Below are 23,562 nucleotides of genomic sequence, written 5' to 3' on the forward strand. Positions count from 1 at the left end.
CGTCCCGCTTGTGGTCCGCCGCCGGTCCGTCTTTCGGGGGACCCGGCCCGTGCGGACGATGTGCTGAAATGGGGCATGCCCACGTCCCGCACGCTCCTGAGCCGGCTCGCGGACGTTTTCGACAGCTCGACCGCGGCCGCCGTCGGGGTGTTCCTGGTGGGCTTGCTGTTGTGGGCAGCGGGTGGCTGGGCGGTCGTGGTCGACCACGACCTGTATCCACCACCGGCGAAAATGGCGCTGCTGTGCGCGGCGTTCGCGATCCAGCTGACCGCGCAGCGCAGGCCCGCGCTCGCCTTCGGCCTGATGGTCGCGCTGCTGGCCGGCGACTTCGTGTTGGGTCCGTCGCTGCCGCTGTGGATCGCGCTGACCGACGTGATCTTCCTGGCGGTCAGCACCGGATCGGATCGGCTGGGCGCGGTGGTCGGCTGGTTCTCGGTGACGGTGACCCTGGGCGGGTCGCTGCTGGCGCTCACCGTGTTCGGCGTCAGAGCGGCCTTCTACACCGGCTTGATCGGCGTCGCGCTCACGTGGTCGCCGCTCGGTTACGCCCGCGCGGTGCGGGCCTCGCGCCGCACGGTCGACGCCGAACGGGCCGCGGCCCGCGCCGAACTCGCCGCCCGCGACGCCGAACGGTCCGCGGCGATCGGCGAGGAGCGCCGGCGCTTGGCCCGTGACCTGCACGACGCGGTGGCAGGCCACGTTTCCGCCGTCGCGATCCTCGCCGAAGTCGCCCTCAAGGACCCCGCCAACACCGCGGTGCTGGCGACGATCCGCTCGAGTAGTCTGGCCGCGGTCGAGGAGATGCGCACGACCATCGAACTGCTCACCGCGCCCGACGACACCGCCGTGACCACGCGACTGGCCTCCCTCGACGGCTTGATCGACGCGGCCGAGGCGGCCGGCGGCTCGGTGACATTGCGCCGGCCCGCCGACCTCGAACTGTCCACCGCGGTCGAGGCCGTCCTCACCCGGATCCTGAGCGAGACTCTCGCCAACGCGACCAAACACGCCCCCGGCGCACCCCTGGATATCGAATTGCACCGCGATGCGACACGATTGGTGGTGACCGCGATGAATCCGATCCCACCCGGCATTCCGGTAGGGCAGGGAAACGGACTGCGCAACATGATGTTTCGCGCGGAATCAGTCGAGGGCACCATCACCGCGGGCGCACAGGACGGCACCTGGCGGGTGTGCGCGCGAATTCCCCTGGGAGACAAGTGACAGTCACAGTGCTGGTGGCCGACGACCACGCCACCATCCGCGCGGGTCTGCGGATGCTGCTCGAAGTGTCCGGTGAGGTGCGGGTGATCGGTGAAGCGGCCGACGGCGCCGCCGCGGTCCGCCAAGCCAAGGCCCTGAGCCCCGATGTGGTGCTGATGGACGTGCGGATGCCGCGCGTCGACGGGCTGGAGGCGACCGCCGCCGTCGTCGCGCAGACCAGCGCGAAAGTACTGGTCCTCACCACCTTCGCCCTCGATGAATACGTCCTCGGCGCGCTCTCGGCCGGTGCGAGCGGATTCCTGCTCAAGTCCGTCGGTGGCGACGACCTGGTCAGTGCCGTACTGGCGGTGGCCGAAGGAGACGCGGTCCTCGACCCGAAGGTGACGCGCGCGGTGATCGCGGCGCTGCCTCGCGCGGCCGATGTCGCGCCACCGCCCGATCTGTCCGCGCTCACCGACCGTGAACGACAGGTACTCGCCGGTCTGGGCGCCGGTCTGTCCAATATCCAGATCGGTACCCGCCTGCGCATCGGCGAGGCCACGGTGAAAACGCACGTTTCCCGGGTGCTGAGCAAGCTCGGTGTGCAGTCGCGCGTGCAGGCGGCGGTGATCGCATCGCAGTCCGGTCTCGATCTGCCCTGATCGCGATCGGGTCTCAAACCGACGATGTCCCGGTACCGCGTCGGGTACCGGGACATCGGGTCGGAACAGGGCTCAGCGTGCAGGTTGCGGGTCGGACTGTTCCGGACGGATCCGGCGTGATTCAAACCAATAGGTCAGGGAAACGGTGGCGTAAGAAGCCAGGACCACTGCTGCGGTTACCAGAAGAAACGCGACGAACAAGGGAATCAGGAAAGCCATGGTGCCCTCCTCGCGGTACGGTAGTCGTGCGATGAAGGTGGTGGTCAGCGCCTCGTCGCGCCGAATCTGAACGAGCCCCGCACGTTCGATAGTAGGGGCACGGCGCGACGCGGGCACGGATCCGCGGCTGTGACTGCGGTCATGGTTTGCGCGGAGTGTCGCCCACGTCACCGAACCGCCCATGAGGTTGAATGTTCAACATATCTGGGTTCTACCGCGTCACGAGTTCTCGACATCGGCTTCACCACGAACAACCGACGAAGGAGCACCGATCGTGAGCATGATCCTGGCCGCAGTGCATGACACCTATAACGTCGTTGTCGCCCAGGTGGGCAATCCCACGCCGGAAGCGCCGCCGATGGCCGACAAGGTGATGCAGTTGGGCCGGTATTTCACCTGGATGATCCTGTTGTCCGGCGTCACCGCCATCACCTACGGCGGCGGCCGCTTCGCCTGGGAGAAGTGGAACGGCGGCGGCCTGCAATCGCCGAAGATGATCGCCAGCGCCATGGCGGGCGGCGCGGTCGCCACCAGCGCGGGCACGATCATGAACGCGGTCATCGGGGCCTGATCATCGGCCCCGCTACTGTCGGGGTTGTGCGTATCTTTCTCGCGGGCGCCACGGGCGTCATCGGATCACGGTTGCTGCCACTGCTGGTCGGCGCCGGTCACGACGTGGCCGGCCTGACCCGTTCCCCGAGTAAAGCGGCGGCGGTCCGCGCCACCGGAGCCACCGCGGTGGTCCACGACGTCTACGACGCCGACGGCCTCACCACCGCGGTGCTCGACTTCACCCCTGACCTGGTCATGCACCAGCTCACCGACCTCCCCGACGAGGTGGCGCTCCTGGCCGGCTCCGGCGAGGCGAACTCCCGCATCCGTACCGAGGGCACCGCGAATCTGCTCGCGGCCGCCGCGGCGGCCGGAGCGAAACGCTTTCTCGCCCAGAGCATCGCCTGGACGCTGCCGGCGGGCCGTGGTGACGCCATCGCGACCCACGAATCCGCCGTCCTCGCCGCGGGCGGCGTCGTTCTGCGTTACGGCCAGTTCTACGGTCCCGGAACGTACTACGAGTCCACCCCACCGGCGCACCCGCGCATCCACGTCGACACCGCCGCCGCGCGCACGCTCGAGCTGCTCGAAGCGCCGACCGGCATCGTGGTCGTGGTCGATCCGGAGTAGAGGCGCCGCCCCGAATAGGGAACAGTGAGGGGATGGCTGTTGACGTAGACACCCTGCACGACGACGACGATCTGCACGCCGCGGGCGCGCTGTTCCGGGCGGCGATGGTGGGATTGCCGCCGCTGCCACCAGATCGTGACCATCTGTCCGAACCGGGCCGCACGCTGGGCGCTCGCATCGATGGTCGGCTGGTCGGCACCGCGGAGTCCTACACCAGCTGGCTGGTCGTTCCCGGTGGCGCGCGCGTCTCACACGCCGCGGTCACCCATGTCGGCGTGCTGCCCACGCACACCCGGCGCGGAGTGCTCACCGCCCTGCTGCGCCGACAGCTCGACGACATCGCCGAGCGGGGCGAAGTGGTGGCGACCCTGCGCGCGTCCGAGGGCTCGATCTACGAGCGTTTCGGGTACGGCGTGGCGAGTTCGTTCGCGCGCCTGGACCTGCACCGAGGTCGAGCCCGCCTGCGTGACACGGTCCCGCCGTCCGGTCCGGTGCGGTTCGTCGAACCGGCCGACGCGTGGAAGCTGTTCCCACAGATCTACGCGACCGCCGCGATCGCCTGGACCGGCGCGATCGATCGGCCCGGCTACTGGTGGAAGGGCAAGGAACGTGCCGCGGCCGAACCGCTGTACACCGTGACGCACGGGCCGGCCGGTGCCGAGGACGGGTTCGCGCGCTATCACCCGGTCGACACCGCGAACTGGTTCACCAGCCGCGAACGCACGATCGTCGTCGACGATCTCGTCGCGACCACCCCGCAGGCCTACCTCGGTGTGATCCGGCACCTGCTCTCGGTCGATCTCGTCGACAAGGTGAGTTTCGCGTTCGCGCCGGTGGACGCGCCGCTGCGGCATCTGTTCACCGATGAACGCGCGGTCGGCGTCGCGGGGGTGCACGACGAAACCTGGCTGCGCCTGGTCGATGTCCCCACCGCACTCGCCCGCCGGACCTATCGCGACGCGCCGCCGGTGATCGTCGAGGTCGAGGACGCGATCCGCACCGCCAACACCGGCCGGTACCGGATCGGCGCCGAGCAGGTGCTCAGAGTCGATGACCCCGCCGATGTCACCGTCGACGTCGCGACCCTCGGCGCGATCTACCTCGGCGGGTCGACCTGGCGCCAGCTCGCCCTCGCCGGTCGTGTCGTCGAGCACCGTGCGGGTGCTGTCGACGCCGCCGACGACCTTTTCGCCACTCCCGCACTGCCTTTCAGCGGCACCTTCTTCTGATCGAGGGCGTGTGCCCGGATCAGGGTCGGAAGAGCCGAGCGGCGGGCGGCAGTGGACGCAGGGTGTCGGAGATCTGGGCGACCAGCTGCCACGGGCGATCGAGGTCGGTGATCGCTTTGCCATTGGTCAGAACAGCGCCCGACAGGCCACGATCGGGGTCGGCCCAGCCGTACTGGGTGGTGAGACCGCTGCGGCCGAAGTGCGACCCGGTGTCGCGGCCGAACTTGGACCGGCGGGCGCCGAGTTCGAATCCGGCGCGGCTGACGCGACCGGCCACTCCGAGCATGCGATCGGCGGGGGCGATCGCGTCGCGCAGGGTGCCGGTCCCGATGATCCTCGTTCCGTCCAATTCGCCACCACGCGCAAGGATTTCGTAGAAGCGGGAGAGTTCGTAGGCGGTGGTGACCAGGTTGCCGGAGGGGAGTTCGGCGGCCAGGAATGCGTCGTTGGTGGCCTTCGAGGCCTTGTCCAGATGCCCACCCAGGGCCTTGTTCGCCAGGAATCGGGCGAGGCGGGGTTGGGGCGGGCCGGTCTTGACGCTCGGTACGACCTTGCCGACATCGGCGGGATCGACACCGAAGTTGTTCCAGCGGAAGCCGAGTGGGGTCAGCACCTGCTCGGCGAGGTGCTCGCGCATCCGCTTGCCGGTGGCGCGCTGGACGAGCAGGCGCTGGATCAATCCGCTGGTCAGTGCGTGGTAGACGCGAAAACGTCCGGGTGCCCAGCTCGGCACCAGGTCGGTGAGAGCAGCGAGGGCCAGATCCTCGTCGAGCACCGCCGCGGTTCCGCTGTGTGGTGCGGTGATGAACGGAATACCCGCCGAATGCGACAGCACATCGCCGACGGTGATCACGCCCTTGCGGTGGGCCGCGAACTCGGGAACATAGTCGGCCACCCGGTCTTGCAGACCGAACGCGCCCTGTTCGATGAGCATGAACATCAGCGTGGCGGCGACGCCCTTCGCGGTGGAGAACCCGCAGAACAGGGTCTCCGGTGTTGCCAGGATCTTCTCGGCATCCGGTCCGTCGCTCGGTGCGTTGCCCCAACCGTGACCGATCGTCCGGTTCAGCACGATCCCGCCGTTGCGGCGCAGACACACCTGGATGGCGGGCGTCGTGCCCATCGCGTACCACCTGCGCACCGACGCCCAGATCGCCTCGACGTCGGCCCGCGAGGACCCGACGTCGGCCGGATCGTCCTCGTGGCCGATCGTCGTCACCGCGTCCAGGTTGTCGGTGACCCTCACCAGGGTGGTAGGAAGTGCGCTCATCGGGCCAGCCTACCGACGGTGAGCTGTGATAATCCTGAGCGCGCTGTCGGGTGAACGGTGGCACAGCGACGTCGCCGGGTCCGCGAAACCCGGCGTGCGACGACCGGGATCATCGGTCTCGGCCGCCCGGTCACCGAGGTACTCCTCGGCGGTCGACCGCTGCGCGCCGGACCCGCCGCCACCCGCCCGCAGCAGCGACGAGCGTGGCGCATTCGCGCTGCGGCACCGCCCCGGCGAGTTGCTGATCATGCCCTGGCCTCGGTCAGTTCCGCGTCGGCGCGAACAGCGTCGACCGGGGTGCGACCCGCGGCGGTCACCGCGCGGCGGGCGTAGGCGCGGACGTCGGCGTCGGGATCGGTGATCGCCGACTCGAGCGCGTCGAGGGCGGTGGCACTCCCCGGCCAGGTGGACAGGGCCAGTACCGCCGCCTTGCGCACATCGAGGTGACGGTCGGTGAGCGCCTCGCTCAACGGCACCACGCCCGTCTCCGGGGTCGAACCCGCCAGCCCGCGCGCCGCACCGACACGCACCTGCCAGGCGGAATGCCGCAGTGCCGCAGTGAGTTCGGCGACATCAACCTCCGTGGTACCCAGTGCGGCGTAGGCGGTGAGGGCGGCAGCGCGGACCAGTGGATCGGGATCGCCCGCCAGCACGCGGATCACCTCCACGCCGCCGCTCCCGATCGAGGCGAGTCCGTGTGCGACCGCGATGCGGACCTCACGGTTGACATCGCCCGCGATCGTGGACACCGCATCGGCGTCGTCGAGCGAGACCAGTGCGCGCACCGCCTCGATCCTGACGCGATGATCGGTATCGCCCAGTGCGGCACGGTATTCCGAGGCAGACCCGGCCCGCAACGCCCGCAGCAGATCGACGACGGTCGCGCGGACGAGGGGATCGGGGGAGCCGAGATACTCACTCAGCGCACCGGCTCCCGCCAGCACCTCTACCAGTTCCCGCAGACTCTCGGTGGCCGCCCGGCGCACCGAAGCGGCCTCGTCGCCCAGCGCCCGGATCAGCTCATCGCCGAATCCGTCCGGGGTGTTCTCGGTGAGCACCGACAGCGCGGCCACCCGCACCACCGGATCGGGGTCGGTGAGGTAGCTCGAAAGATCCTCGACCACCGGGGAATCCAGCGCGAGCAGAGTGACCAGTCGAGGCGAGGACGGCGACACCGGCGCCGCCTCACTCCGGACCGGGGCTTCGCGCTGCGGCGCTCGCGTTCCCACCAGCTCGGGCTGGGCGATCACCTCGACGATCGGCTCGGCCGACGGCACATCATCGAGACCGGGCACCGGCACCAGATACGGCGCCACCGATCGCTTGACGAATTCCATCTCGCCGTCGACGGTCTTGCGCAGGTTCAAATGGAAGTTCCACGACTCGTCGTCGCGATCGGGCAGATCCGCGCGGTCGTGATAGAGGCCCCAGCGCGACTCTGTCCGCGTGAGGGAACTGCGCGAGGCCATCTCGGCGCAATCGCGAATGAACTGCACTTCGACGGCACGCATGAGTTCGTGGGGTGTCTGCGCGCCGATCCCGTCGACTTCGGCGCGCATCCGCTCGAAGGTCTCGACGGCGATCGACAGCTTGGCGGCCGTTTTCGGCGGCGCAACATAGTCGTTCACGAACCGGCGCAGCTTGTACTCGACCTGCGGCTGCGGCGGGCCTTCGGGCTGACGCAACGGCCGGTAGATCAATTCGTGTGCTTCGGCGAGCTGATCCTCGGGCAGTTCGGCAGGGGTATCGAGTTCGGCCAGGGTGGAGGCCGCGTGCGCGCCGGCCAGATCGCCGTAGACGAACGCACCGATCATGTAGTTGTGTGGCACGCAGGCCAGATCGCCCGCCGCGTACAGGCCCGGCACGGTGGTTCGCGCGTTCTCGTCCACCCACACGCCCGACGCGGAATGTCCACCGCACAAACCGATCTCGGAGATGTGCATCTCGATATCGTGGGTGCGGTAGTCGTGGCCCCGGTTGGCGTGGAAAGTCCCGCGAGTCGGCCGCTCGGTGGTGTGCAGAATCGATTCGAGCGTCGACAGCGTCTCGTCGGGCAGGTGCGAGACCTTGAGATAGATGGGCCCGCGCGCGGATTCGATCTCCTGCTTCACTTCGGCCATCATCTGCCCCGACCAGTAGTCGGAGTCGACGAAGCGTTCCCCCTCGGCGTTGACCTGGTACCCGCCGAACGGGTTGGCCACATACGCGCAGGCGGGACCGTTGTAGTCCTTGATCAGCGGGTTGATCTGGAAGCACTCGATACCCGAGAGTTCAGCGCCGGCGTGGTAGGCCATCGAGTAGCCGTCACCGGCGTTGGTGGGGTTCTCGTAGGTGCCGTAGAGGTAGCCCGACGCGGGCAGGCCGAGCCGACCGCAGGGGCCCGTCGCCAGAATGACCGCTTTCGCGGCCACCTCGACGAATTCGCCGGTGCGCGTGTTCAACGCGGCCGCGCCCACCGCGCGCCCGCCGGCGGTGAGCACCCGCACCGGCATCAGCCGATTCTCGATGCGGATCTTCTCGCGCATCGTGCGTTGGCGCAGTACGCGATAGAGCGCCTTCTTGACGTCCTTGCCCTCGGGCATCGGCAGCACATACGACCCCGACCGATGCACTCGGCGCACCGCGTACTCGCCGTACTCGTCCTTCTCGAACTTCACCCCGTACCGCTCGAGGCGCTGCACCATCGCGAAACCCCTTGTCGCCGTTTGATACACGGTGCGCTGGTCGACGATGCCGTCGTTGGCGCGGGTGATCTCGGCGACGTAGTCCTCCGGCTCGGCCTTGCCTGGGATGACGGCGTTGTTCACACCGTCCATGCCCATGGCCAGTGCGCCCGAATGGCGTACATGCGCCTTCTCGAGCAGCAGCACGTTCGCGCCGGACTCGGCGGCGGTGAGCGCGGCCATGGTGCCCGCGGTGCCGCCGCCGATGACGAGCACATCGCAGTCGAGGCGAACGCGGTCGGACAGTTCGGGAATGTTCACAGAGTCTCCAGGATTCGGGCCCGCAGGGCGCTCCGGTCCACCGGTTCGCGCGGGTCGGGTACCTCGACGACCGCGCGCAGCGAACCCGCGCCGAGTACGGCGATCCGGTCGCCGAGCAGCAGGGCTTCGTCGAGGTCGTGGGTGACGAAAACGATCGTGGTCGGGTGTGCGCGCCAGGTCTCGACCAGCAGACGCTGCATCTCCGCACGGGTCTGACTGTCGAGCGCGCCGAACGGCTCGTCCATGAGCACCGCGCGCGGCGAGCCCGCCAGGCTGCGGGCGAGCTGAACCCGTTGGCGCATCCCGCCGGACAGATCGCGCGGCAGATAGTCGGCGTAGCCGCTGAGCCCGACCTCGTCGAGCCAGCGCAGCGACCGTGCCGCACGGTCGCTGCGGGACACGCCCCGAAGGCGCAGCGCCAGATCGATATTGGCGCGCGCGGTGCGCCACGGCAGCAGCGCGTCGTCCTGGAACACCAGCGCGCGATCGGCCGACGGACCGGTGACAGCGTCCGCATCGGCGCGGATGACCCCGGCAGCGGGCTTGCGCAGCCCGGCGATCGCGCGCAACAGGGTCGACTTGCCGCAGCCGGATTTGCCGACCAGGACGAGGATCTCCCCGGCCGCGACCGTCAGATCGAGGTCGTGCACCACGGTTTTGCGGCCGTAGCTGATCCGCACGGACTCGAGGTCCAATCGCATGCCGACCGAGACGGCGGGCGCGGCGGTGGTCGTGGTCATGAGGCAACCTCTCGCGGCAGCCAGCGGGTCACCCGGCGGCCTGCCAGTTCGACGATTCCGGAGGTGAGGAAACCGAGCACACCGATGGTGATCATCCCGACGAACACGGCCGGGTAGTCGACGATGGTGTAGGACTGCCAGGTGCGATAGCCGATGCCGAGCCGCCCGGAGATCATCTCCGCCGAGATCAGGCAGATCCAGGCCACCCCCATTCCCACCGACAACCCGCTGAACACCCCGGGCAGGATGCCGGGCACGACGACCCTGGTCAGCACCTCGCGCCGCGACGCGCCGAGCGTGCGGATCGCGTCCTCCCAGATGGTCGGCAGCGCCCGCGTGGCATGCCTGGTGCTCACCAGCACGGGGAACAGCGACGCGGTGAACGTGATGAACACGATGCCGGACTCGTCGCTGGGGAACAGCAGGATCGCCACCGGCACCAGCGCGATCGCCGGAATCGGCCGGATCAGCTCGGCCAGCGATCCGAAGACATCCGCGAGCAGTCGCGACCGGCCGAGCCCGATGCCGGCCAGCACACCGACGACCGCGGCCAGACCGAATCCGGTGACGATCCGGATCAGCGACTGCGCCACATCGAGGTAGTACTGCCCGGTCCCGAGGTGTTCGCCGAACTCGGCCACGATCTCGGTCACCGTCGGCAAGGTGTCGAACCGGAGGCCCGCGCGGACATCGCCCGCGGTGAGCAACTGCCACAGGCCGATCGCCGCCGCCACCGAGGCGACCCGGATCGTCCGCGACACCCAGACCGATCTGACGGGCGCGATGTCGTCGTGCAGGGCGGCGGCATCGGCGGGCTCGCCGCCCGCGACGCCAGGTCTGCTGCCCGCGGCATTCGCCGCACCGGCAGTGGCAGTGCGCAATTCGGTCGCGTCGGCAGTCCGTCCGACCTGCCCGGAGACCGTGCTCATCCGCGGACTTCCGTCACGGCCTGCGCATAGGAGACCGGTGCGGCGGCGGGATGGGTGGCGCGGTAGCGGTCGGCCGCTGCCTGCGTGGTGAACGGCAGGTACTGCGCGCTCTCGCGCAACCAGATGGCCTTGTCCGCGAACCAGCGAGTACCCAGTTCGGCATCGGGAACATAGACCGCGCGAATCGTCTTGCCCTGCGCCTTCGCTGCCTGCACCGCCCGCAACAAGCACACAGGGTTCGCGGCGGGTTGGGGCTTGTCCGCGCCGTCGACCCAGATCTCGCCGGCCAGTGCCGGATCACTCACCGGCGCAGCGCAGATCGGATCGGTGCCGGTCACCTTGCTCGGATTGACCCCCGACGCGAGTTCGGTGTCGTAGGTCGTACGACCGGTCTCGGCGAAGGCTTTGCGCAACGGTCCGTCCTGCACGAAGGCGTCGATGTCGAGATCGGCGAAGTCGCCGATCGACTTCAGGTAGTTCACGTCATCCTTGAACGCCGCGATCAGGTTCGCCTTGAGCGTGGTGTCGAAACTGGTACCGCCAGGGCCGTTGTAGAGGTACACGACCTCCTGTGGCAGGCCGGAACCCTTCGCGACGAGATCCGCTGCCTCGAACGGCTTCTCGTTCAGGAACGCGGTCGCATCCAACTGCGCGGCGAGGAACGCCTGCAATACCTCCGGATGATCGGCCGCGTACGCACGGCGAGCGACCACGCCGTGGAAAGTCGGCACGTTCAGCTCCGCACCGTCATAGAGCAGCTTGGCCTTGTTCTGCTGCACGAGCAGACCCGGCCACGCCACGAACTGCGAAAGCGCGCCCACCTGATGCGATTCCAGCGCGGTCGCCCCGACCTGTGGCTGCTGGTTGAGTACTTCCACACCCTTGGCCGGGTCGATCCCGGCCCGGCTCAGCGCCTGCACCAGGGTGCCGTGGCCCGCCGAACCCACACTGGCCGAGATCTTCTGCCCGGCCAGATCGGTCAGCGAACGAGCGGGTGAGTCGTTGGGCACCACCACCATGTTCAGCGCGCCCTTGGGGTTGTAGCCGGTGATCGACACCAGCTCGGTCCGTGCGCGTTCGTTGGCCTGCGTACGAGATCCGTTGATCAGCAACGGGTAGTCGCCCATCGAGCCGATATCGATCTTCTCCGCCACCATCTGGGCGGTGATCGGTGCTCCGGTGTCGTAGTCCTGCCACTCCACCTGGTATTTCGCGCCACCACCATCGGTGATCTTCTGTAGCCGCTGCTCCAGGTAACCCTGCGCTTTCAGCAGCGTGCCCGCGGTGACGGTGTTGATGGTCTTGGACTGGTAGCCGATGACGACCTTGACGGTGCCCGCCGGTGCGGCGTCGGAACTTTCGAGCGAGCAGCCTGCCGCGGTGAGCGCGAGAGCCAAAGCGACAGGGGCGAATCGAGTGATCTTCATGCGTGGGATTCCCGGTTTCAGCGGAGCAGATAGGGCATGTTGACGGTGACGGCGCCGGTGGGGCAGCGGGCCGCGCACGGCCCGCAGTACCAGCACTCGTCGACGTGCATGTAGGCCTTGCCCGAATCATCGTGAATGGCAAGGGAATCGAGCGGACACATGTCCACGCAGAGGGTGCAGCCGGTGATGCACAGTGATTCGTCGATCGTCACCGGGACGTCGGCGCGCTGGGGGACCAGTGCCATTACAGGACCTTCCATTCGGGGGTGCTGCGGGTGAGGCTGCCGCGCATCGTGATGCGGTCACCGCGCATGCGGATGTATTCGAGGTCGACGGGGCGGCCGTCGTCGAGGTGGGTGAGGCGTTCGAGCATCAGCAGCGGCGCACCGGCCGGGGTATCCAGAGTGGTCGCGGTGTGCGGGTCGGCCGCGACAGCTTCCAGCGCGAGGTCGGCGGCGCCCAGCGACCGGCCGGTGACCTGTTCGAGGAGCACGAACACGTCGGTGGTCTCGAGATCGTGGGCGAGCACTTCAGCGCCCACATCGGGCGCGAGATAGGTGAGGTCGAGGCTCAGCGGCAGATCGGCGAGAAACCGCAGGCGTTCGATGTAGACGACCTTGTCGCCCGGCGCCAGCTCGAGCCGGCGCGCGACGGCCGGGGGAGCAGTGATGGTGGTGGCGGCCCTGACCTCGTTGCGGACGGTGCCGTGCCCTTTGAGCGTCTCCTGTAGTCCGAGCAGGGCATCGAGGCCGTGGTCGAACTTGCGGGCGGCGACCCGGGTGCCGAGCTTCGGGGCGCGATCGATGAGTCCCTCGTCGCGTAGCAGCGCCAGCGCTTCGCGCACGGTATTGCGGGAGGTGCCGTGCTCGGCGGCGAGCTCCTGCTCGCCGGGCACCGTACCCGTCACCGCGCCCGCCAGGATCTGGTGGCGCAGGATATCGGCGACCCGGCGCGCCCGATCGGCGCGCTGACCGCGGATCGGGGTGGGCTCCGTAGCCCCTGTTTTCTCGCTGACCTGCATGAACAGCGACGATAGCGGCGATTACGCGGCGCTCCGCGCGCCGCGATCGCGGGGGGAATTCAGCGGATGTTTCTACGCCGGGTGGCGGCTCACACGACCTGCGGGTATCCGCGGAGAAACCGCTATTGCGCCACCTCGGACCGTACGGCCGACATTGCGATCACGTCGATCGCAATGTCGGCGCGCAGTCACGGCTGGCCGGGATTGAGCACGATGAACAGACCCTTCGCCTCGGCGCACAACCGCTCGCCGTCGTGCAGCGTCGCCCGCAGGTACACCTTGCGGCCCTCGATGCGTTCGGTCCACGCGCGCACCGTCAGCTCGCGATTGAGGGGCGTGATCGAGCGGTAGTCCAAGGTGAGCGAGGCCGTGCGGGTCACCGACCTGGTGGACAGCGCGGCGGTCATGCCGATGATGTCGTCGAAGGCGAGGGCGATGTGGCCACCGTGGGCGGCGTTGTTGCCGCCCAGGTGGAAGGTGCGGAAGGTGACCTTCGCGGTGACACCGTCGCGGTCTCCGCTGACCACCGTGTACGGCGGCAGCGTGATGTTGCCCCGCGCAGGCAGGTCGGTCCGGGTCCAGCTGGGCGAGGACCACTCGTCCACCACGGCCTCGTCGAGGCGGGCGTTGAGCTGTTCGAGAGTGGCGATGGCCTCTTTGGCGAGCTCGTCGGAGGGGTTGACCAGCCGCGCCCGGTCCATCAGCGCGCGGACCTGATCGATCAGCTCGCCGTAGTGCGGTCCACCCACCGTGTTGTCGGTGCCGCGGTTCTTGCGTGCCTGGATCAGCTCGGCAACCGGCCGGAATCCGCCTTCGTGATGCTTCTCGTCCGGGAGCGAGTTGCCGACCTGTGTATCGTCCATATGCAACACGTTATCGCTGCCGAGCTGGATGTTCGCGCCGGGGATCGGTGTCGGGTCAACTAGGCTGGATCCCGATCACCGAGCAGGTCCTACGTACCGGAGCGTCGGCGCACCAACTGGTGGTGCCCCTCCGGGTGAGCGGCGAAAGGCTGAACGCATGGGTATCGCGGCGGTTGTGTTCGATATGGACGGCGTGCTGATCGATTCCGAGCCGATCTGGGAACAGGTCAGGCACGAGTACGTGGTCCTCAAAGGTGGCCGGTGGCAACCGGATTCGCAGAAGAAGATGATGGGGATGAACACCGTCGAGTGGTCGTCGTACCTGGCCGACGAGCTGGGCGTGGCCGAACCGGCCGACGAGGTGGCTGCCGCCGTCATCGACCTGATGGCCGACAAGTACGCCCACCACGTCCCGCTGCTGCCCGGCGCGGTCGACGCGGTGCGGCGGTGCGCGGGTTCCTGGAAACTCGGCCTGGCCAGCTCGTCACCGGCCACCTTGATCGATCTGGTGCTCGCGAAGTCCGGATTGCTCGACTATTTCACCGTGGTGCTGTCCACCGAGGAGGTCGGACGCGGCAAACCCGCACCCGACGTCTACCTCACCGTCGCGCAGCGACTCGGCGTGGAGCCGAACGACTGTACCGCTGTGGAGGATTCGACCAATGGTCTGCGCTCCGCCCACAACGCCGGGATGCGCCTGATCGCGGCGCCGCGCCCGGAGTTCCCGCCGCTGCCCGACGCCCTCGCCCTGGCCGACACCGTCATCGACGATCTCGACCAGCTCACCCCCGGCGTCGTGACCGGCGCCGCCTGACTCAGAAGCTGCCGGTGACGCCGTCGATCCGCTCGCGCAGCAGGTCGGCGTGGCCGTTGTGGCGGGCGTATTCCTCGATCATGTGCAGATACACCCAGCGCAACGTGTACTCGTCGCTGCGCCACGGCACGTGGAACACGTGATCGAGGGAGAGTTCGGCGACGGCGGCGTCACAGGCGGCGACCTCGGCGTGAAACGCCGCGAACACCGCCTCGGCGGGTAGCGAGGCGAGGTCGTCGAAATCGGCGTCGGGCTCGGCCTCGCAGCTGTAGACCGGTTCGACCTCCTCGCCCGCGGCGGAGGTCCGGAACCAGCCTCGCTCCACCTCGGTGAGATGCCGGACGAGGCCGAGCAGCGAGAGCGAGGACGGCTCCACCGAGCGTGCGGCGAGCTGTTCACCGTCGAGTCCACCACATTTGCCGAGCAGGGTCTGGCGATGAAAGTCCAACCAGGACTGCAACATCGGCCGCTCGTCCGCGCCGACCAGAGTTCTGGTCGGCTCTAGCTCGGGAGCTGTCCACGTCATCGGTGCGAGGCTACCCGCCGTCGTGCTGTGGCGCAGCTCGATTGTCAGTGGCCGGTGAATCGGGCCGCCGACTCGCCATCGAGTCGGCCCGGGGGAAGTTTTCGCCCGCAGAGCACGAGCAGCAGATCCTGCGCACGTCCGGACAGCACCTCGCCTTCGCCGTAGCTGAAGTCGAGATCGTTTGCGCGCAAAGCGATTCCCGCGAGGTCGACACCGAAATACTCGGCCGTGCGTGGGTTCAGCGCTGCCAGCACCATGCGCATGCGGTCGAGGGGAACCGGATCGGCGTGGCCGAGCGCGACGGTGATGTCGAGGCCGTGGATCACATCGTGGCTCAGCGCGCCCGCGAAGCCGCCGCCCGGTGGCTTCCACGGGTGCCCGGTGTTGTCGCCGATGGCGGCGACCAACTCGGCGGTGCTCAACCGGGCGGCGTCCTCGCGGGCCGCGCGGTCGGCCAAGCGATCGAAGTTGCCGCGCGCGGTGATCATGCCGAGGACGAAACGCGGTAGCGAGGTCCGGTACGGCATGCTCAGGTGTGCGGCGACCTCGCGCACCCGCCAGCCGGCGCACAGTGTCGGCGCGTCCCAGGCGGCCTCGTCCAAGCCCGCCAAGAACTCCGCCGTCTCCGCTCGCTGCCGTGCGGTCTCGGCCCTGACTTCGTTTTCGTGCACTGGTGGAGCCTCTCTGTCGACAGAAAACCTGCTGTCGATGTAGACGCTGTACGCGTCACCGATTCATCGGTCCGGCTGTTCGCGATGTTCGCCGATCCGGCACACTGGCCCGATGGGTGCCCAGCGCGACGACCAGCCCGAAGTCGTAGTCCACGTCGGTGACGGCTCGGCGCAGCCACACCCCGTCGACCCCGCCCGACCCGGCGCCGCCGCCACCGATCCGGCCCCCGAGCACCCCTTCCTCCTCCTCACACGCACCCCGGCCGACTCCATCCAGGCGCGCTACCTCGACGACGGCACCTACGAACTCGAGCACACCACCGGCGCCGAACACCGTCAGCTGTTCACCACCGATGCCCTGCTGGTCCGCGACATCGTCTGGTCCTGGATCCAACGCGACACCTGGTGGTCCGACACCGTCGCCTGGACCACCGTCGACCCCGCCATCGCCGAACTCCACGCCCTGCACTCCGAACTGTCCGGGATGCTCGACGGCATGTCTGTGCTCGACACCGTCACCGACGAACTGGACCAAGCCCTCTCCCGGGCCGACGAACTCCTCGACAACTTCGATCCCGACTTCGAAGGCTCGGATGACGCACCCTGAACTTCTCGCGGCCCGAACCCTCATCGCCCAGCTGGGACTGGACATGTCGGCCACGGTTCCCGAGACACAGAACGCGGAATACGGAGCATCCGTGGCCGAGGTCGGTCGTGGCTCGGTGAGATTTCGGGTGGGCAAGCGGACTCCGGCGAAGCCGGGTCTGTTCGTATCCGTGTGGCAGCGCGCCGAGGACGGCTCGACCGAGCCGTTCGCCGTGGAGGACGGTGTCGACCTCCTGGTGATCACCGTTCGCGAGGAATCGCGGGTCGGACAGTTCGTCTTCCCGCGGAACGCCCTCGTCGAACACGGCATCGTTTCCGTAGCCGGTCGTGGCGGCAAACGCGGGTTCCGCCTGTACCCGCCGTGGTCCGCGACCCGGAACAAGCAAGCGCAGCAGTCACAGCAGTGGCAGTCCGCCTACTTTCTCGATCTCGACAACGCCGACCGGCGGCGCGCTCGCAACCTCTACGAACCGATCCTTCCCCCCTTTGTCCCATCACACAAAGGCGATGCCCGCTGACGTGAATTACAGTGGCGCCGTGGGGTTCACCGACTACGGGCCGGGCGATGTCGTGTATTTCCCGGCAGGTCCGTTCAGCGGCATCTGCGGGGTTGTCCGGGAGGTCGACGCGCGGCGCGCGGAGCTGAGAATCGAGTTCGGGGAGGGAACCGTCCACCGTGAGGGGAATGTCCTGCGCGAGCGCCGACACAAGCTGACCGTCGGATTCGACGAGGTCGAGCTGGTCTGACCGACCGGAGGTCGTGTTGCGTCGTTAGCCCAGGGTGGGCAATGATTACGCCCAGCATGCCGAATTCCGATCCCGCTTTCGACAGCCTTCAAGGCTTATCTGTTGGTGATGCGCTGGGTGCGCAGTTCTTCGTTCCCGGTCGTTCTGTTCCTGATCTTCTCGCGGGTCGACCGCCGTCGGCGCCATGGCCATGGACCGACGACACCGAAATGGCGTGTTCGGTGTATGCGGAAATCCGTGAGCGTGGCCACGTGGATCGTGATGTCCTCGCGGGCGCGTTCGCGCAGCGGTGCGAACCGTATCGTGGCTACGGGCCGGGCACAGTTGTTGTGCTGCACGAGATTCGAGACGGGCGTCCATGGGGCGAGGCGGCGGGTGCTGTCTTCGGTGGGAGTGGATCGTGGGGAAACGGGGCCGCGATGCGAGTCGCGCCGCTCGGCGCGCATTTCGCCGGAAATCCCGATCTGGCCGCGGTGCAGGCGGCGCTGTCCGCCGAGATCACCCATCGGCACCCGGAAGCGATCGTGGGAGCGATGGCAGTGGCGGTTGCCGCCGCGCACGCTGCGCGAACACGGGGAAAGGGCTGCGCGCCAGATGAATTGCTGCGGGCCGTCGAACCATATCTGGTCGACGGGCGCACCGCGCACGGAATCCGTCGAGCTCGAGAGCTGCTCGGCCGAACCGTAGCCGAAGCGGCCTACGAACTCGGCAACGGCGCCCGGGTCAGCGCTCAGGACACGGTGCCCTTCGCCTTGTGGGCCGCCGCCACCTACCTCGTGGACTATCCGCGCGCCGTCACCGCTTGTGTGGAAGCCGGCGGCGACGTCGACACCACCGCCGCGATCGTCGGCGGGATCGTGGCTGCCCACACCGGTGCCGGGGACCGTGGCACGACCCGCGGGATCCCGCAGGAGTGGCTCGCGGCGCGCGAAGCGTTGCCCGAGTGGGCATCCGGTGTTCAGCGGGCGCGGGCGCTCCAGCGGCCGTCGTAGCGGACTTCGATCGGGTGGGCGAAGGCGGTGGAGACGTGGTCGGTGGTGATGACGTCGGTGGCGAGGCCCGCGGCGACGGTGTGGCCGTTCGCGATGAGGAGGGCGTGGGTGGTGGTGCTGGGGAGTTCCTCGAGGTGATGGGTGACCAGGATCGAGGCGACCTCGGGGTGGGTGCGATCGAGGGTGTCGATGGTGGTGAGGAGTTGCTCGCGCGCGGCCAGATCGAGGCCGGTGGACGGTTCGTCCAGGAGCAGGACATCGGGGTCGCTGATCAGGGCGCGGGCGATGAGGGTGCGGCCGCGTTCGCCCTGGGACAGGGTGGGCCAGCTGTCGTCGGCCTTGCCGGACAGGCCGAGGGTGTCGATGATCGCGTCGGCACGGGCGAGCTCCCCGGAGGTCGGTGACCAGCGCATCGGGGTATCGATGGTGCCGGTGATACCGGTGAGGACGACCTCGCGCACGGTGAGGGCATAGCGCAGCGGATGGCGCGGGTTGACGTGGCCGATCGAGCGTCGCAGCCGGGCCAGCTCCACCCGGCCGAACTGTTCGCCGAGCACCCGCACCGCGCCGGTGGTGGGGAAGGTGACCGCGCCACAGAAGCCGAGCAGCGTGCTCTTGCCCGCGCCGTTGGGGCCCAGCAGGGCCCAGTGCTCACCGGCCCGGACGGTCAGTGAGATGCCGTTGATGATCTTCTTGCCGTCGCGCCGGAAGGTCACGTCGTCGAGCTCGATCACGGGGGCGCCGGTCATGTGAAGGCCTCCTTCAGGGTGGACAGGTGGGTGCGGCTGAATTCCGCTGCGGCAGTGGGAGTTCGGTCGGCGATCGCCTGGGCGAGTTGTTCGTGCGCGCAGTGGTCGGCCTCCTCGGAGCGGACCGGGCGCAACTCGAGCATGTCGATCATGGCCAGGCGCAGCCGCGGCAGGAAGCTGTCGAACAGCTGGGTGAGCACATCGTTGTGCGCGGCCACGATCACCGCGCGATGGAAGGCCATATCGGCATCGACGTGCGCGGCGACGGTCTGGCCCTCGGCACGACGACCGGCCAGCGCACGCCGGATGGCCCGCAGATCGGCAGGCGTGCGCCGTTGTGCCGCGAGGGCGGCGGCCTCGGCCTCGATCGCGATGCGCGCCTCGATCACCGCGGCGATGGTGGCGCCGCGCAGCACGACGTCCCAGTCCTCGGACACGTCGAGCGCGGTGACGAAGACCCCGGAGCCCTGCCTGCTGTCGAGCACGCCTTTGCCCGCGAGCTCTCTGATCGCCTCGCGCAGCGTCGAGCGGCCGACCCCCAGCTGGGCGGCGAGCAGCGTCTCACCCGGTAGTCGATGACCCAGTGGCCATTCGCCCGCGCGGATCCGCGCGAGCAGTAGTTCAGCCGCTTGTGCGGCCAGCGGCTGACGTCGTACCTGCGATACCACCGGCAAACCTCTCTACTTGTCTGAGGAGTTGTGGTAGAAGTGTACCCATCATGACCTACACCGCGCTTCTTCTCGGCCGCCACGGCGGGGCCTGACCGACCGGCCGCCCCGCCGTGGGGCTCCGTCATGGCCGGTCGCCGTCGTCTCGTGGCCCGAAGTGGGCCGGGAAGCAGAGCAAGTCATGACCGAATTCCCCACCCTGACCACCCCCTCGGGCGCTGTCGCCGACGGTGCGCCCGCGTGGAATCGCCAGCGTCACTCGGCAATGCCCTCGTCTCGATATCGCGATGTCCATCGGCGCGTGGATGTTGCTGTCGGACACCGCGACTGGCCGAACGCGCGGCTGACCACCGCCCCTCTGTGGGTGCCCGTCGACCTGCGTGACGGCAATCAGGCGCTGGCCGAACCGATGGACCCGGCGTGCAAACGCCGGTTCTTCGAGCTCCTGATCGCCATGGGCTACAAGGAGATCGAGGTCGGCTACCCGTCCGCCTCACAGACCGACTTCGATTTCGTGCGCCTGCTGGCCGACGCCGCGATCGCCCCGCCGGACGTCACCGTGGTCGTGTTCACCCCGGCGCGGCGAGACCTGATCGAACGAACCGTCGAGTCGGTGCGCGGTATCGCCAACGAGGTGGTGATCCACCTGTACACCGCCACCGCGCCGGTCTGGCGGGAGGTGGTCCTCGGCAAGGATCGTGCGCAACTGCGCGAGTTGATCGTCGCCGGTGCCCGCGACGTGCTGGAGCTGGCGGGCGAGCTGCCCCACGTGCGCTTCCAGTTCTCGCCGGAGGTGTTCAACCTGACCGAACCGGATTTCGCCCTCGAGATCTGCGACGCGGTCACCGACCTGTGGCAGGCGAGCGCGCAGCGTCCGGTGACGCTGAATCTGCCTGCGACAGTGGAGGTCGCGACCCCGAACATCTACGCCGACCAGATCGAATACATGCACCGCAACCTGGCTCGCCGCGACGGCGTGATCCTGTCGGTGCACCCGCACAACGACCGGGGGACCGGTATCGCCTGCGCCGAAATGGCCGTGCTCGCGGGCGCGCAACGCGTAGAAGGCTGTGTCTTCGGCAACGGTGAACGTACCGGCAACGTCGACATCGCCACGCTGGCCCTGAATCTGCACGCCCAGGGTGTCGACCCGATGATCGACTTCTCCGACATCGACGAGATCCGCCGCACCGTCGAACACTGCACCCGCCTGCCCGTGCACGAGAGGCATCCGTACGTGGGCGATCTCGTCCACACCGCCTTCTCCGGCACCCATCAGGACGCGATCGGTAAGGGCATGGCCGAACATCGCGAGCGGGCAGCGGCCCAGGGCATCGCCGAGCGCGAATCACAGTGGCGCGTACCGTATCTGCCGATCGACCCCGCCGACCTCGGCCGCTCCTACGACGCCGTGATCCGGGTCAACTCCCAGTCGGGCAAGGGCGGTATCGCCTACCTGCTGCACGCCGAATACGGTCTGGACCTGCCACGTCGTCTGCAGATCGACCTCGCGAAGCGGGTGCAGGAACACACCGACGACACCGGCGCGGAGATCACCGCCAAGGATCTGTTCACGCTGTTCGAGCAGACCTACACCGTCTCCGATCAGCGAATCACGCTGGTGGGGTGGCAGATCGCCGACGGCGCCACCGGGATCGTCCTCGACGCGCACGGCAGTGAACGGCATTCGGTGCACCGTGAGGTGGGCCCGGTCGAGGCACTGACCGCCGCACTCGACGAGGCAGGCTATCGCATCGAGATCCTCGGCCTGACCCAGCATTCGGTGGGCGAGGGCGCCGCAGGCACCGCCGTGAGCTACGTCGAGTACCGAGCGGCGGACCGCACCGGATGGGCATTCGGTCGCGACACCTCGGTCGTCGCGGCCTCGCTGGCAGCGGTGATGAACGCCGTCAACGCGGTGGGATAGATCGATGGGGCGGTCGCCCTGTCGGCCGCCCCACCGCACCGGGCGAGTCAGTCCGCGTCGCCCTCGCACCAGTCGTCGAACGCGTCGAACTCCGGCTCGTACCGGGGTGGGATCGAGTCCTCGATGGCGTTCTCGATCGGGTCCCACCTCGCGTTGCACCATTCGGGGGCGGGTGGCCACGACTCGATGTACTCGACCAACGGCGACGACGGTGGCTCGGTGTCCTCGGCCGCCGCGACGCCCGCGGCGACCAGCGTCACTGCCGCGGCGGCACCCGCGGTGGCGATGATCCGGTACACGCTGTTCATGACATCCTCCTGTCCGCGCCGACCTGCGATGTCCAGCAATCCTAGCTCCGCGACGCGGGCCCGATCAGGCCCCGCGCGCACGTCGGTGGGGCCGTTGTTGTCAGCACCAGCCGGTCACGTACATGAGGCCGAGGCTGGTGGTGCCGAGGATCAGGCCGAGGGTGCCACCGAGGATCAGGGGGCGGATGCCCGCGGTGCGCAGGCGGGCGATGCTCAGCGAGGTGCCGATGGCGGCGAGGACGGCGGCGATCAGCCAACCGCTGACAGTGGCGAGCGGTGCGGTGAGTTCGCTGGGAACGATGCCGAGGCCCGCGATGACGGAGGCGGCCAGGAACAAGATCACAAACAGAGGGACCGCCCGGCGCAGGGAGGCCTGGGGGAGATCGGTGTCCTCGGCGATGTGGCGGCGGCCGACGTGCAGGCCGACGCAGAGCGGGATGATGGCGAGGCTGCGAACCATCTTCACGATCACGGCGAACTGGGCGGCGCCCGCGCCGAAGATGACGCCGGCGGCCAGGACGGACGACGTGTCGTTGATCGCGGTGCCCGCCCAGAGTCCGAACGCCTCCTGCGACAGGCCGAGAGCGCGGCCCAGCGGCGGATACACCAGCACGGCCGTGACATTGAAGATGAAGATGGTGCACAGGGCGTAGGCGACCCGTTGTTTGTCGGGCCGCAGGACCGCGGTGGCGGCGGCGATCGCGGACGCGCCACAGATCGTGGTGCCCACGGCGATGAGGGTCGCCGACTCCTTGTCCACCGCGAGCATCCGTCCCACGAAGAACGCCGCCACACCGCCGACGAGCAGCGTCCCGATCAGCACCACCGCCGTCTCGCGCCCCACACTCATCACCGACCCGAGCGGCAGGCCGAGCCCCAGCAGCACGATCGCCAGCCCGAGCAAGCGCTGGCGGGCAACGTCGAGCCCAGGGCCGAACGTCTCGCCCGTCACGTCCTTGCGACGCAGCACCATCCCGGCGACGGCGCCCGCGCCGAGCGCGAGCACCGGCGTGCCGATCATCGGCAGCGCCTTGCCGAACGGCGTGGCCACAGTGGCCAGGAGCGCGGCGAGGATCAGGCCGGGAGCGAGAGCGGGTGCGCGGTTCACTCCTTCACCTTCGCGGTACGCAGGAGCCCGAGGTAGAGAGCGAATTCGCAGGTGGTCATAATTTCGGCTTATGGCCCTGCTGACGGGGTGTGTGGTTTGCTGGAGACGTGCGGAAACGAACCCGGCTGACGATCGCCACCGGTGTCGGAGTGATGCTGTGGGGCGAATGGGCGAATCGACGGGCCTCCCGTCGGGGCGTCGGAGCCCCACGCTCAGGGTCGGAGGCCGTCGTGGTCCTCGGATATCGCAACACCGGTTCGCGTGCCAACGGCATGAACCGCTGGCGAGTGCGCGCCGGTCTACGATCAATCGATCCGCACGCGTCCGAGACTCGCCTCGTGCTGTGTGGAGGTGCCTGCGCGGGACCGGAGACCGAGGCGGCGATGATGGGCCGCTACGCCGTGGAAACCCGCGGTTACGAGGGCGAACTCGTTTTGGAGGAGTCGAGCCGGTCCACCTGGGAGAACATCGCCTTCGCGATCCCGTATCTGAAGGACGTCGACCGGATCAAGATCGTCTCGCTGCCGACGCATGCTGAGACTGCCCGCGCCTATCTCGCTGAACAGAGCCCGGAACTGGCCGTTCGCCTGGTCCCTGGCCGGGAATATCGGTTCGGCGAATGGATGCCACTGAAACCGGTGTTCGCCCTCTACGGTGTGGCGAAGAAGCTGCGAGGCCGATTCGGTCCCGATCACGACGGCTACGGTGCCTGATGTG

At 68.5% G+C, this 23,562-nt stretch carries 27 protein-coding genes; 12 read left to right on the forward strand and 15 right to left on the reverse strand.

Annotation, left to right across the window (positions count from 1 at the left end):
• Positions 1-75 precede the first annotated feature (75 nt).
• Both ACFQ9R_RS09745 and ACFQ9R_RS09750 read left to right on the forward strand, forming a co-directional pair.
• A complete protein-coding gene (locus ACFQ9R_RS09745) occupies positions 76-1,224 on the forward strand; it encodes a sensor histidine kinase (protein WP_378989962.1) in 1,149 nt (382 codons plus the stop codon).
• Positions 1,221-1,865 (forward strand): response regulator, encoded by a 645-nt coding sequence (locus ACFQ9R_RS09750; protein WP_378989963.1) that lies wholly within the window; start codon positions 1,221-1,223, stop codon positions 1,863-1,865. Before ACFQ9R_RS09745 ends, ACFQ9R_RS09750 begins: the two co-directional genes overlap by 4 nt.
• 72 nt (positions 1,866-1,937) lie before the next feature.
• On the opposite strand, the gene ACFQ9R_RS09755 is transcribed toward ACFQ9R_RS09750, so the two are convergent.
• Positions 1,938-2,084 (reverse strand): hypothetical protein, encoded by a 147-nt coding sequence (locus ACFQ9R_RS09755; protein ID WP_378989965.1) that lies wholly within the window; start codon positions 2,082-2,084, stop codon positions 1,938-1,940.
• 280 nt (positions 2,085-2,364) lie between these two features.
• Between ACFQ9R_RS09755 and ACFQ9R_RS09760 the strand changes: the two genes are divergently transcribed.
• Genes ACFQ9R_RS09760 through ACFQ9R_RS09770 form a run of 3 tightly spaced genes read left to right on the forward strand, consistent with a single transcriptional unit; the run spans position 2,365 to position 4,495 of the window.
• Positions 2,365-2,655, forward strand: coding sequence for a hypothetical protein (locus ACFQ9R_RS09760; RefSeq protein ID WP_211300305.1), 291 nt, complete (start codon positions 2,365-2,367; stop codon positions 2,653-2,655).
• A gap of 26 nt (positions 2,656-2,681) precedes the next feature.
• Entirely contained in the window at positions 2,682-3,266 is a 585-nt protein-coding gene (locus ACFQ9R_RS09765; RefSeq protein WP_378989966.1) for an NAD-dependent epimerase/dehydratase family protein, read from the forward strand.
• A 32-nt stretch (positions 3,267-3,298) separates the two neighbouring features.
• Positions 3,299-4,495: a GNAT family N-acetyltransferase gene (locus ACFQ9R_RS09770; protein WP_378989967.1), complete on the forward strand. Its 1,197-nt coding sequence runs from the start codon at positions 3,299-3,301 to the stop codon at positions 4,493-4,495.
• Positions 4,496-4,514: 19 nt separating this feature from the next.
• Here the strand turns inward: ACFQ9R_RS09770 and ACFQ9R_RS09775 are convergent, their stop codons facing one another.
• From ACFQ9R_RS09775 to ACFQ9R_RS09810, 8 genes are all read right to left on the reverse strand, one after another.
• Positions 4,515-5,765 (reverse strand): serine hydrolase domain-containing protein, encoded by a 1,251-nt coding sequence (locus tag ACFQ9R_RS09775; RefSeq protein WP_378989968.1) that lies wholly within the window; start codon positions 5,763-5,765, stop codon positions 4,515-4,517.
• Positions 5,766-6,010: 245 nt separating this feature from the next.
• Complete coding sequence (locus ACFQ9R_RS09780; protein WP_378989969.1) at positions 6,011-8,749, reverse strand: fumarate reductase/succinate dehydrogenase flavoprotein subunit; 2,739 nt, start codon at positions 8,747-8,749, stop codon at positions 6,011-6,013.
• Positions 8,746-9,489, reverse strand: coding sequence for an ABC transporter ATP-binding protein (locus ACFQ9R_RS09785; protein ID WP_378989970.1), 744 nt, complete (start codon positions 9,487-9,489; stop codon positions 8,746-8,748). Before ACFQ9R_RS09785 ends, ACFQ9R_RS09780 begins: the two co-directional genes overlap by 4 nt.
• Positions 9,486-10,418 carry an ABC transporter permease gene (locus tag ACFQ9R_RS09790; protein WP_378989971.1) on the reverse strand — a complete coding sequence of 311 codons (933 nt, stop codon included), beginning with the start codon at positions 10,416-10,418 and terminating at the stop codon, positions 9,486-9,488. Before ACFQ9R_RS09790 ends, ACFQ9R_RS09785 begins: the two co-directional genes overlap by 4 nt.
• Entirely contained in the window at positions 10,415-11,845 is a 1,431-nt protein-coding gene (locus ACFQ9R_RS09795; protein ID WP_378989972.1) for an ABC transporter substrate-binding protein, read from the reverse strand. The genes ACFQ9R_RS09790 and ACFQ9R_RS09795 overlap by 4 nt, the downstream gene beginning before the upstream one ends.
• A gap of 17 nt (positions 11,846-11,862) precedes the next feature.
• Complete coding sequence (locus ACFQ9R_RS09800; protein WP_056816936.1) at positions 11,863-12,090, reverse strand: ferredoxin family protein; 228 nt, start codon at positions 12,088-12,090, stop codon at positions 11,863-11,865.
• Positions 12,090-12,866, reverse strand: a complete 777-nt coding sequence (locus tag ACFQ9R_RS09805) for a GntR family transcriptional regulator (RefSeq protein ID WP_378989973.1) — start codon at positions 12,864-12,866, stop codon at positions 12,090-12,092. Before ACFQ9R_RS09805 ends, ACFQ9R_RS09800 begins: the two co-directional genes overlap by 1 nt.
• Before the next feature lie 188 nt (positions 12,867-13,054).
• Positions 13,055-13,729, reverse strand: a complete 675-nt coding sequence (locus ACFQ9R_RS09810; RefSeq protein ID WP_378989975.1) for a PaaI family thioesterase — start codon at positions 13,727-13,729, stop codon at positions 13,055-13,057.
• 157 nt (positions 13,730-13,886) lie between these two features.
• Here ACFQ9R_RS09810 and ACFQ9R_RS09815 point away from each other — a divergent pair, with 157 nt between their 5' ends.
• The gene (locus tag ACFQ9R_RS09815; protein WP_378989976.1) at positions 13,887-14,543 is read left to right on the forward strand and encodes an HAD family hydrolase; all 657 of its coding nucleotides are present in this window, start codon (positions 13,887-13,889) and stop codon (positions 14,541-14,543) included.
• A 1-nt stretch (position 14,544) separates the two neighbouring features.
• Here ACFQ9R_RS09815 and ACFQ9R_RS09820 read toward each other — a convergent pair whose 3' ends face one another.
• Positions 14,545-15,069, reverse strand: a complete 525-nt coding sequence (locus ACFQ9R_RS09820; RefSeq protein ID WP_378989977.1) for a DinB family protein — start codon at positions 15,067-15,069, stop codon at positions 14,545-14,547.
• A gap of 44 nt (positions 15,070-15,113) precedes the next feature.
• Positions 15,114-15,740, reverse strand: a complete 627-nt coding sequence (locus tag ACFQ9R_RS09825; RefSeq protein ID WP_378989980.1) for a maleylpyruvate isomerase family mycothiol-dependent enzyme — start codon at positions 15,738-15,740, stop codon at positions 15,114-15,116.
• A 112-nt stretch (positions 15,741-15,852) separates the two neighbouring features.
• On the opposite strand from ACFQ9R_RS09825, the gene ACFQ9R_RS09830 reads away from it, so the two are divergent.
• From ACFQ9R_RS09830 to ACFQ9R_RS09845, 4 genes are read left to right on the forward strand one after another with little or no spacing between them, the layout of a single operon-like run.
• Entirely contained in the window at positions 15,853-16,347 is a 495-nt protein-coding gene (locus ACFQ9R_RS09830) for a hypothetical protein (RefSeq protein WP_378989981.1), read from the forward strand.
• On the forward strand, positions 16,334-16,864 hold the full coding sequence (locus tag ACFQ9R_RS09835) for a MepB family protein (protein ID WP_378989982.1): 531 nt from the start codon (positions 16,334-16,336) through the stop codon (positions 16,862-16,864). Before ACFQ9R_RS09830 ends, ACFQ9R_RS09835 begins: the two co-directional genes overlap by 14 nt.
• Before the next feature lie 19 nt (positions 16,865-16,883).
• Positions 16,884-17,093, forward strand: a complete 210-nt coding sequence (locus ACFQ9R_RS09840; protein ID WP_266289138.1) for a hypothetical protein — start codon at positions 16,884-16,886, stop codon at positions 17,091-17,093.
• A gap of 41 nt (positions 17,094-17,134) precedes the next feature.
• Complete coding sequence (locus tag ACFQ9R_RS09845) at positions 17,135-18,085, forward strand: ADP-ribosylglycohydrolase family protein (RefSeq protein WP_378989984.1); 951 nt, start codon at positions 17,135-17,137, stop codon at positions 18,083-18,085.
• On the opposite strand, the gene ACFQ9R_RS09850 is transcribed toward ACFQ9R_RS09845, so the two are convergent.
• Both ACFQ9R_RS09850 and ACFQ9R_RS09855 read right to left on the reverse strand, forming a co-directional pair.
• Positions 18,052-18,834, reverse strand: coding sequence for an ABC transporter ATP-binding protein (locus tag ACFQ9R_RS09850; RefSeq protein WP_378989985.1), 783 nt, complete (start codon positions 18,832-18,834; stop codon positions 18,052-18,054). The genes ACFQ9R_RS09845 and ACFQ9R_RS09850 overlap by 34 nt on opposite strands.
• Positions 18,831-19,502 (reverse strand): FadR/GntR family transcriptional regulator, encoded by a 672-nt coding sequence (locus ACFQ9R_RS09855; protein ID WP_378989986.1) that lies wholly within the window; start codon positions 19,500-19,502, stop codon positions 18,831-18,833. The genes ACFQ9R_RS09850 and ACFQ9R_RS09855 overlap by 4 nt, the downstream gene beginning before the upstream one ends.
• Before the next feature lie 181 nt (positions 19,503-19,683).
• Between ACFQ9R_RS09855 and ACFQ9R_RS09860 the strand changes: the two genes are divergently transcribed.
• Entirely contained in the window at positions 19,684-21,429 is a 1,746-nt protein-coding gene (locus ACFQ9R_RS09860) for a 2-isopropylmalate synthase (RefSeq protein ID WP_378989987.1), read from the forward strand.
• Positions 21,430-21,476: 47 nt separating this feature from the next.
• On the opposite strand, the gene ACFQ9R_RS09865 is transcribed toward ACFQ9R_RS09860, so the two are convergent.
• Positions 21,477-21,737, reverse strand: a complete 261-nt coding sequence (locus ACFQ9R_RS09865) for a hypothetical protein (protein WP_378989989.1) — start codon at positions 21,735-21,737, stop codon at positions 21,477-21,479.
• Between the two features lie 100 nt (positions 21,738-21,837).
• A complete protein-coding gene (locus tag ACFQ9R_RS09870) occupies positions 21,838-22,845 on the reverse strand; it encodes a YeiH family protein (RefSeq protein WP_378989990.1) in 1,008 nt (335 codons plus the stop codon).
• Positions 22,846-22,997: 152 nt separating this feature from the next.
• On the opposite strand from ACFQ9R_RS09870, the gene ACFQ9R_RS09875 reads away from it, so the two are divergent.
• Positions 22,998-23,558, forward strand: a complete 561-nt coding sequence (locus ACFQ9R_RS09875; protein WP_378990023.1) for a YdcF family protein — start codon at positions 22,998-23,000, stop codon at positions 23,556-23,558.
• Positions 23,559-23,562: the final 4 nt, after the last annotated feature.

Source organism: Nocardia sp. NPDC056541, from assembly GCF_042794235.1.
Taxonomy (GTDB): Bacteria; Actinomycetota; Actinomycetes; order Mycobacteriales; family Mycobacteriaceae; genus Nocardia.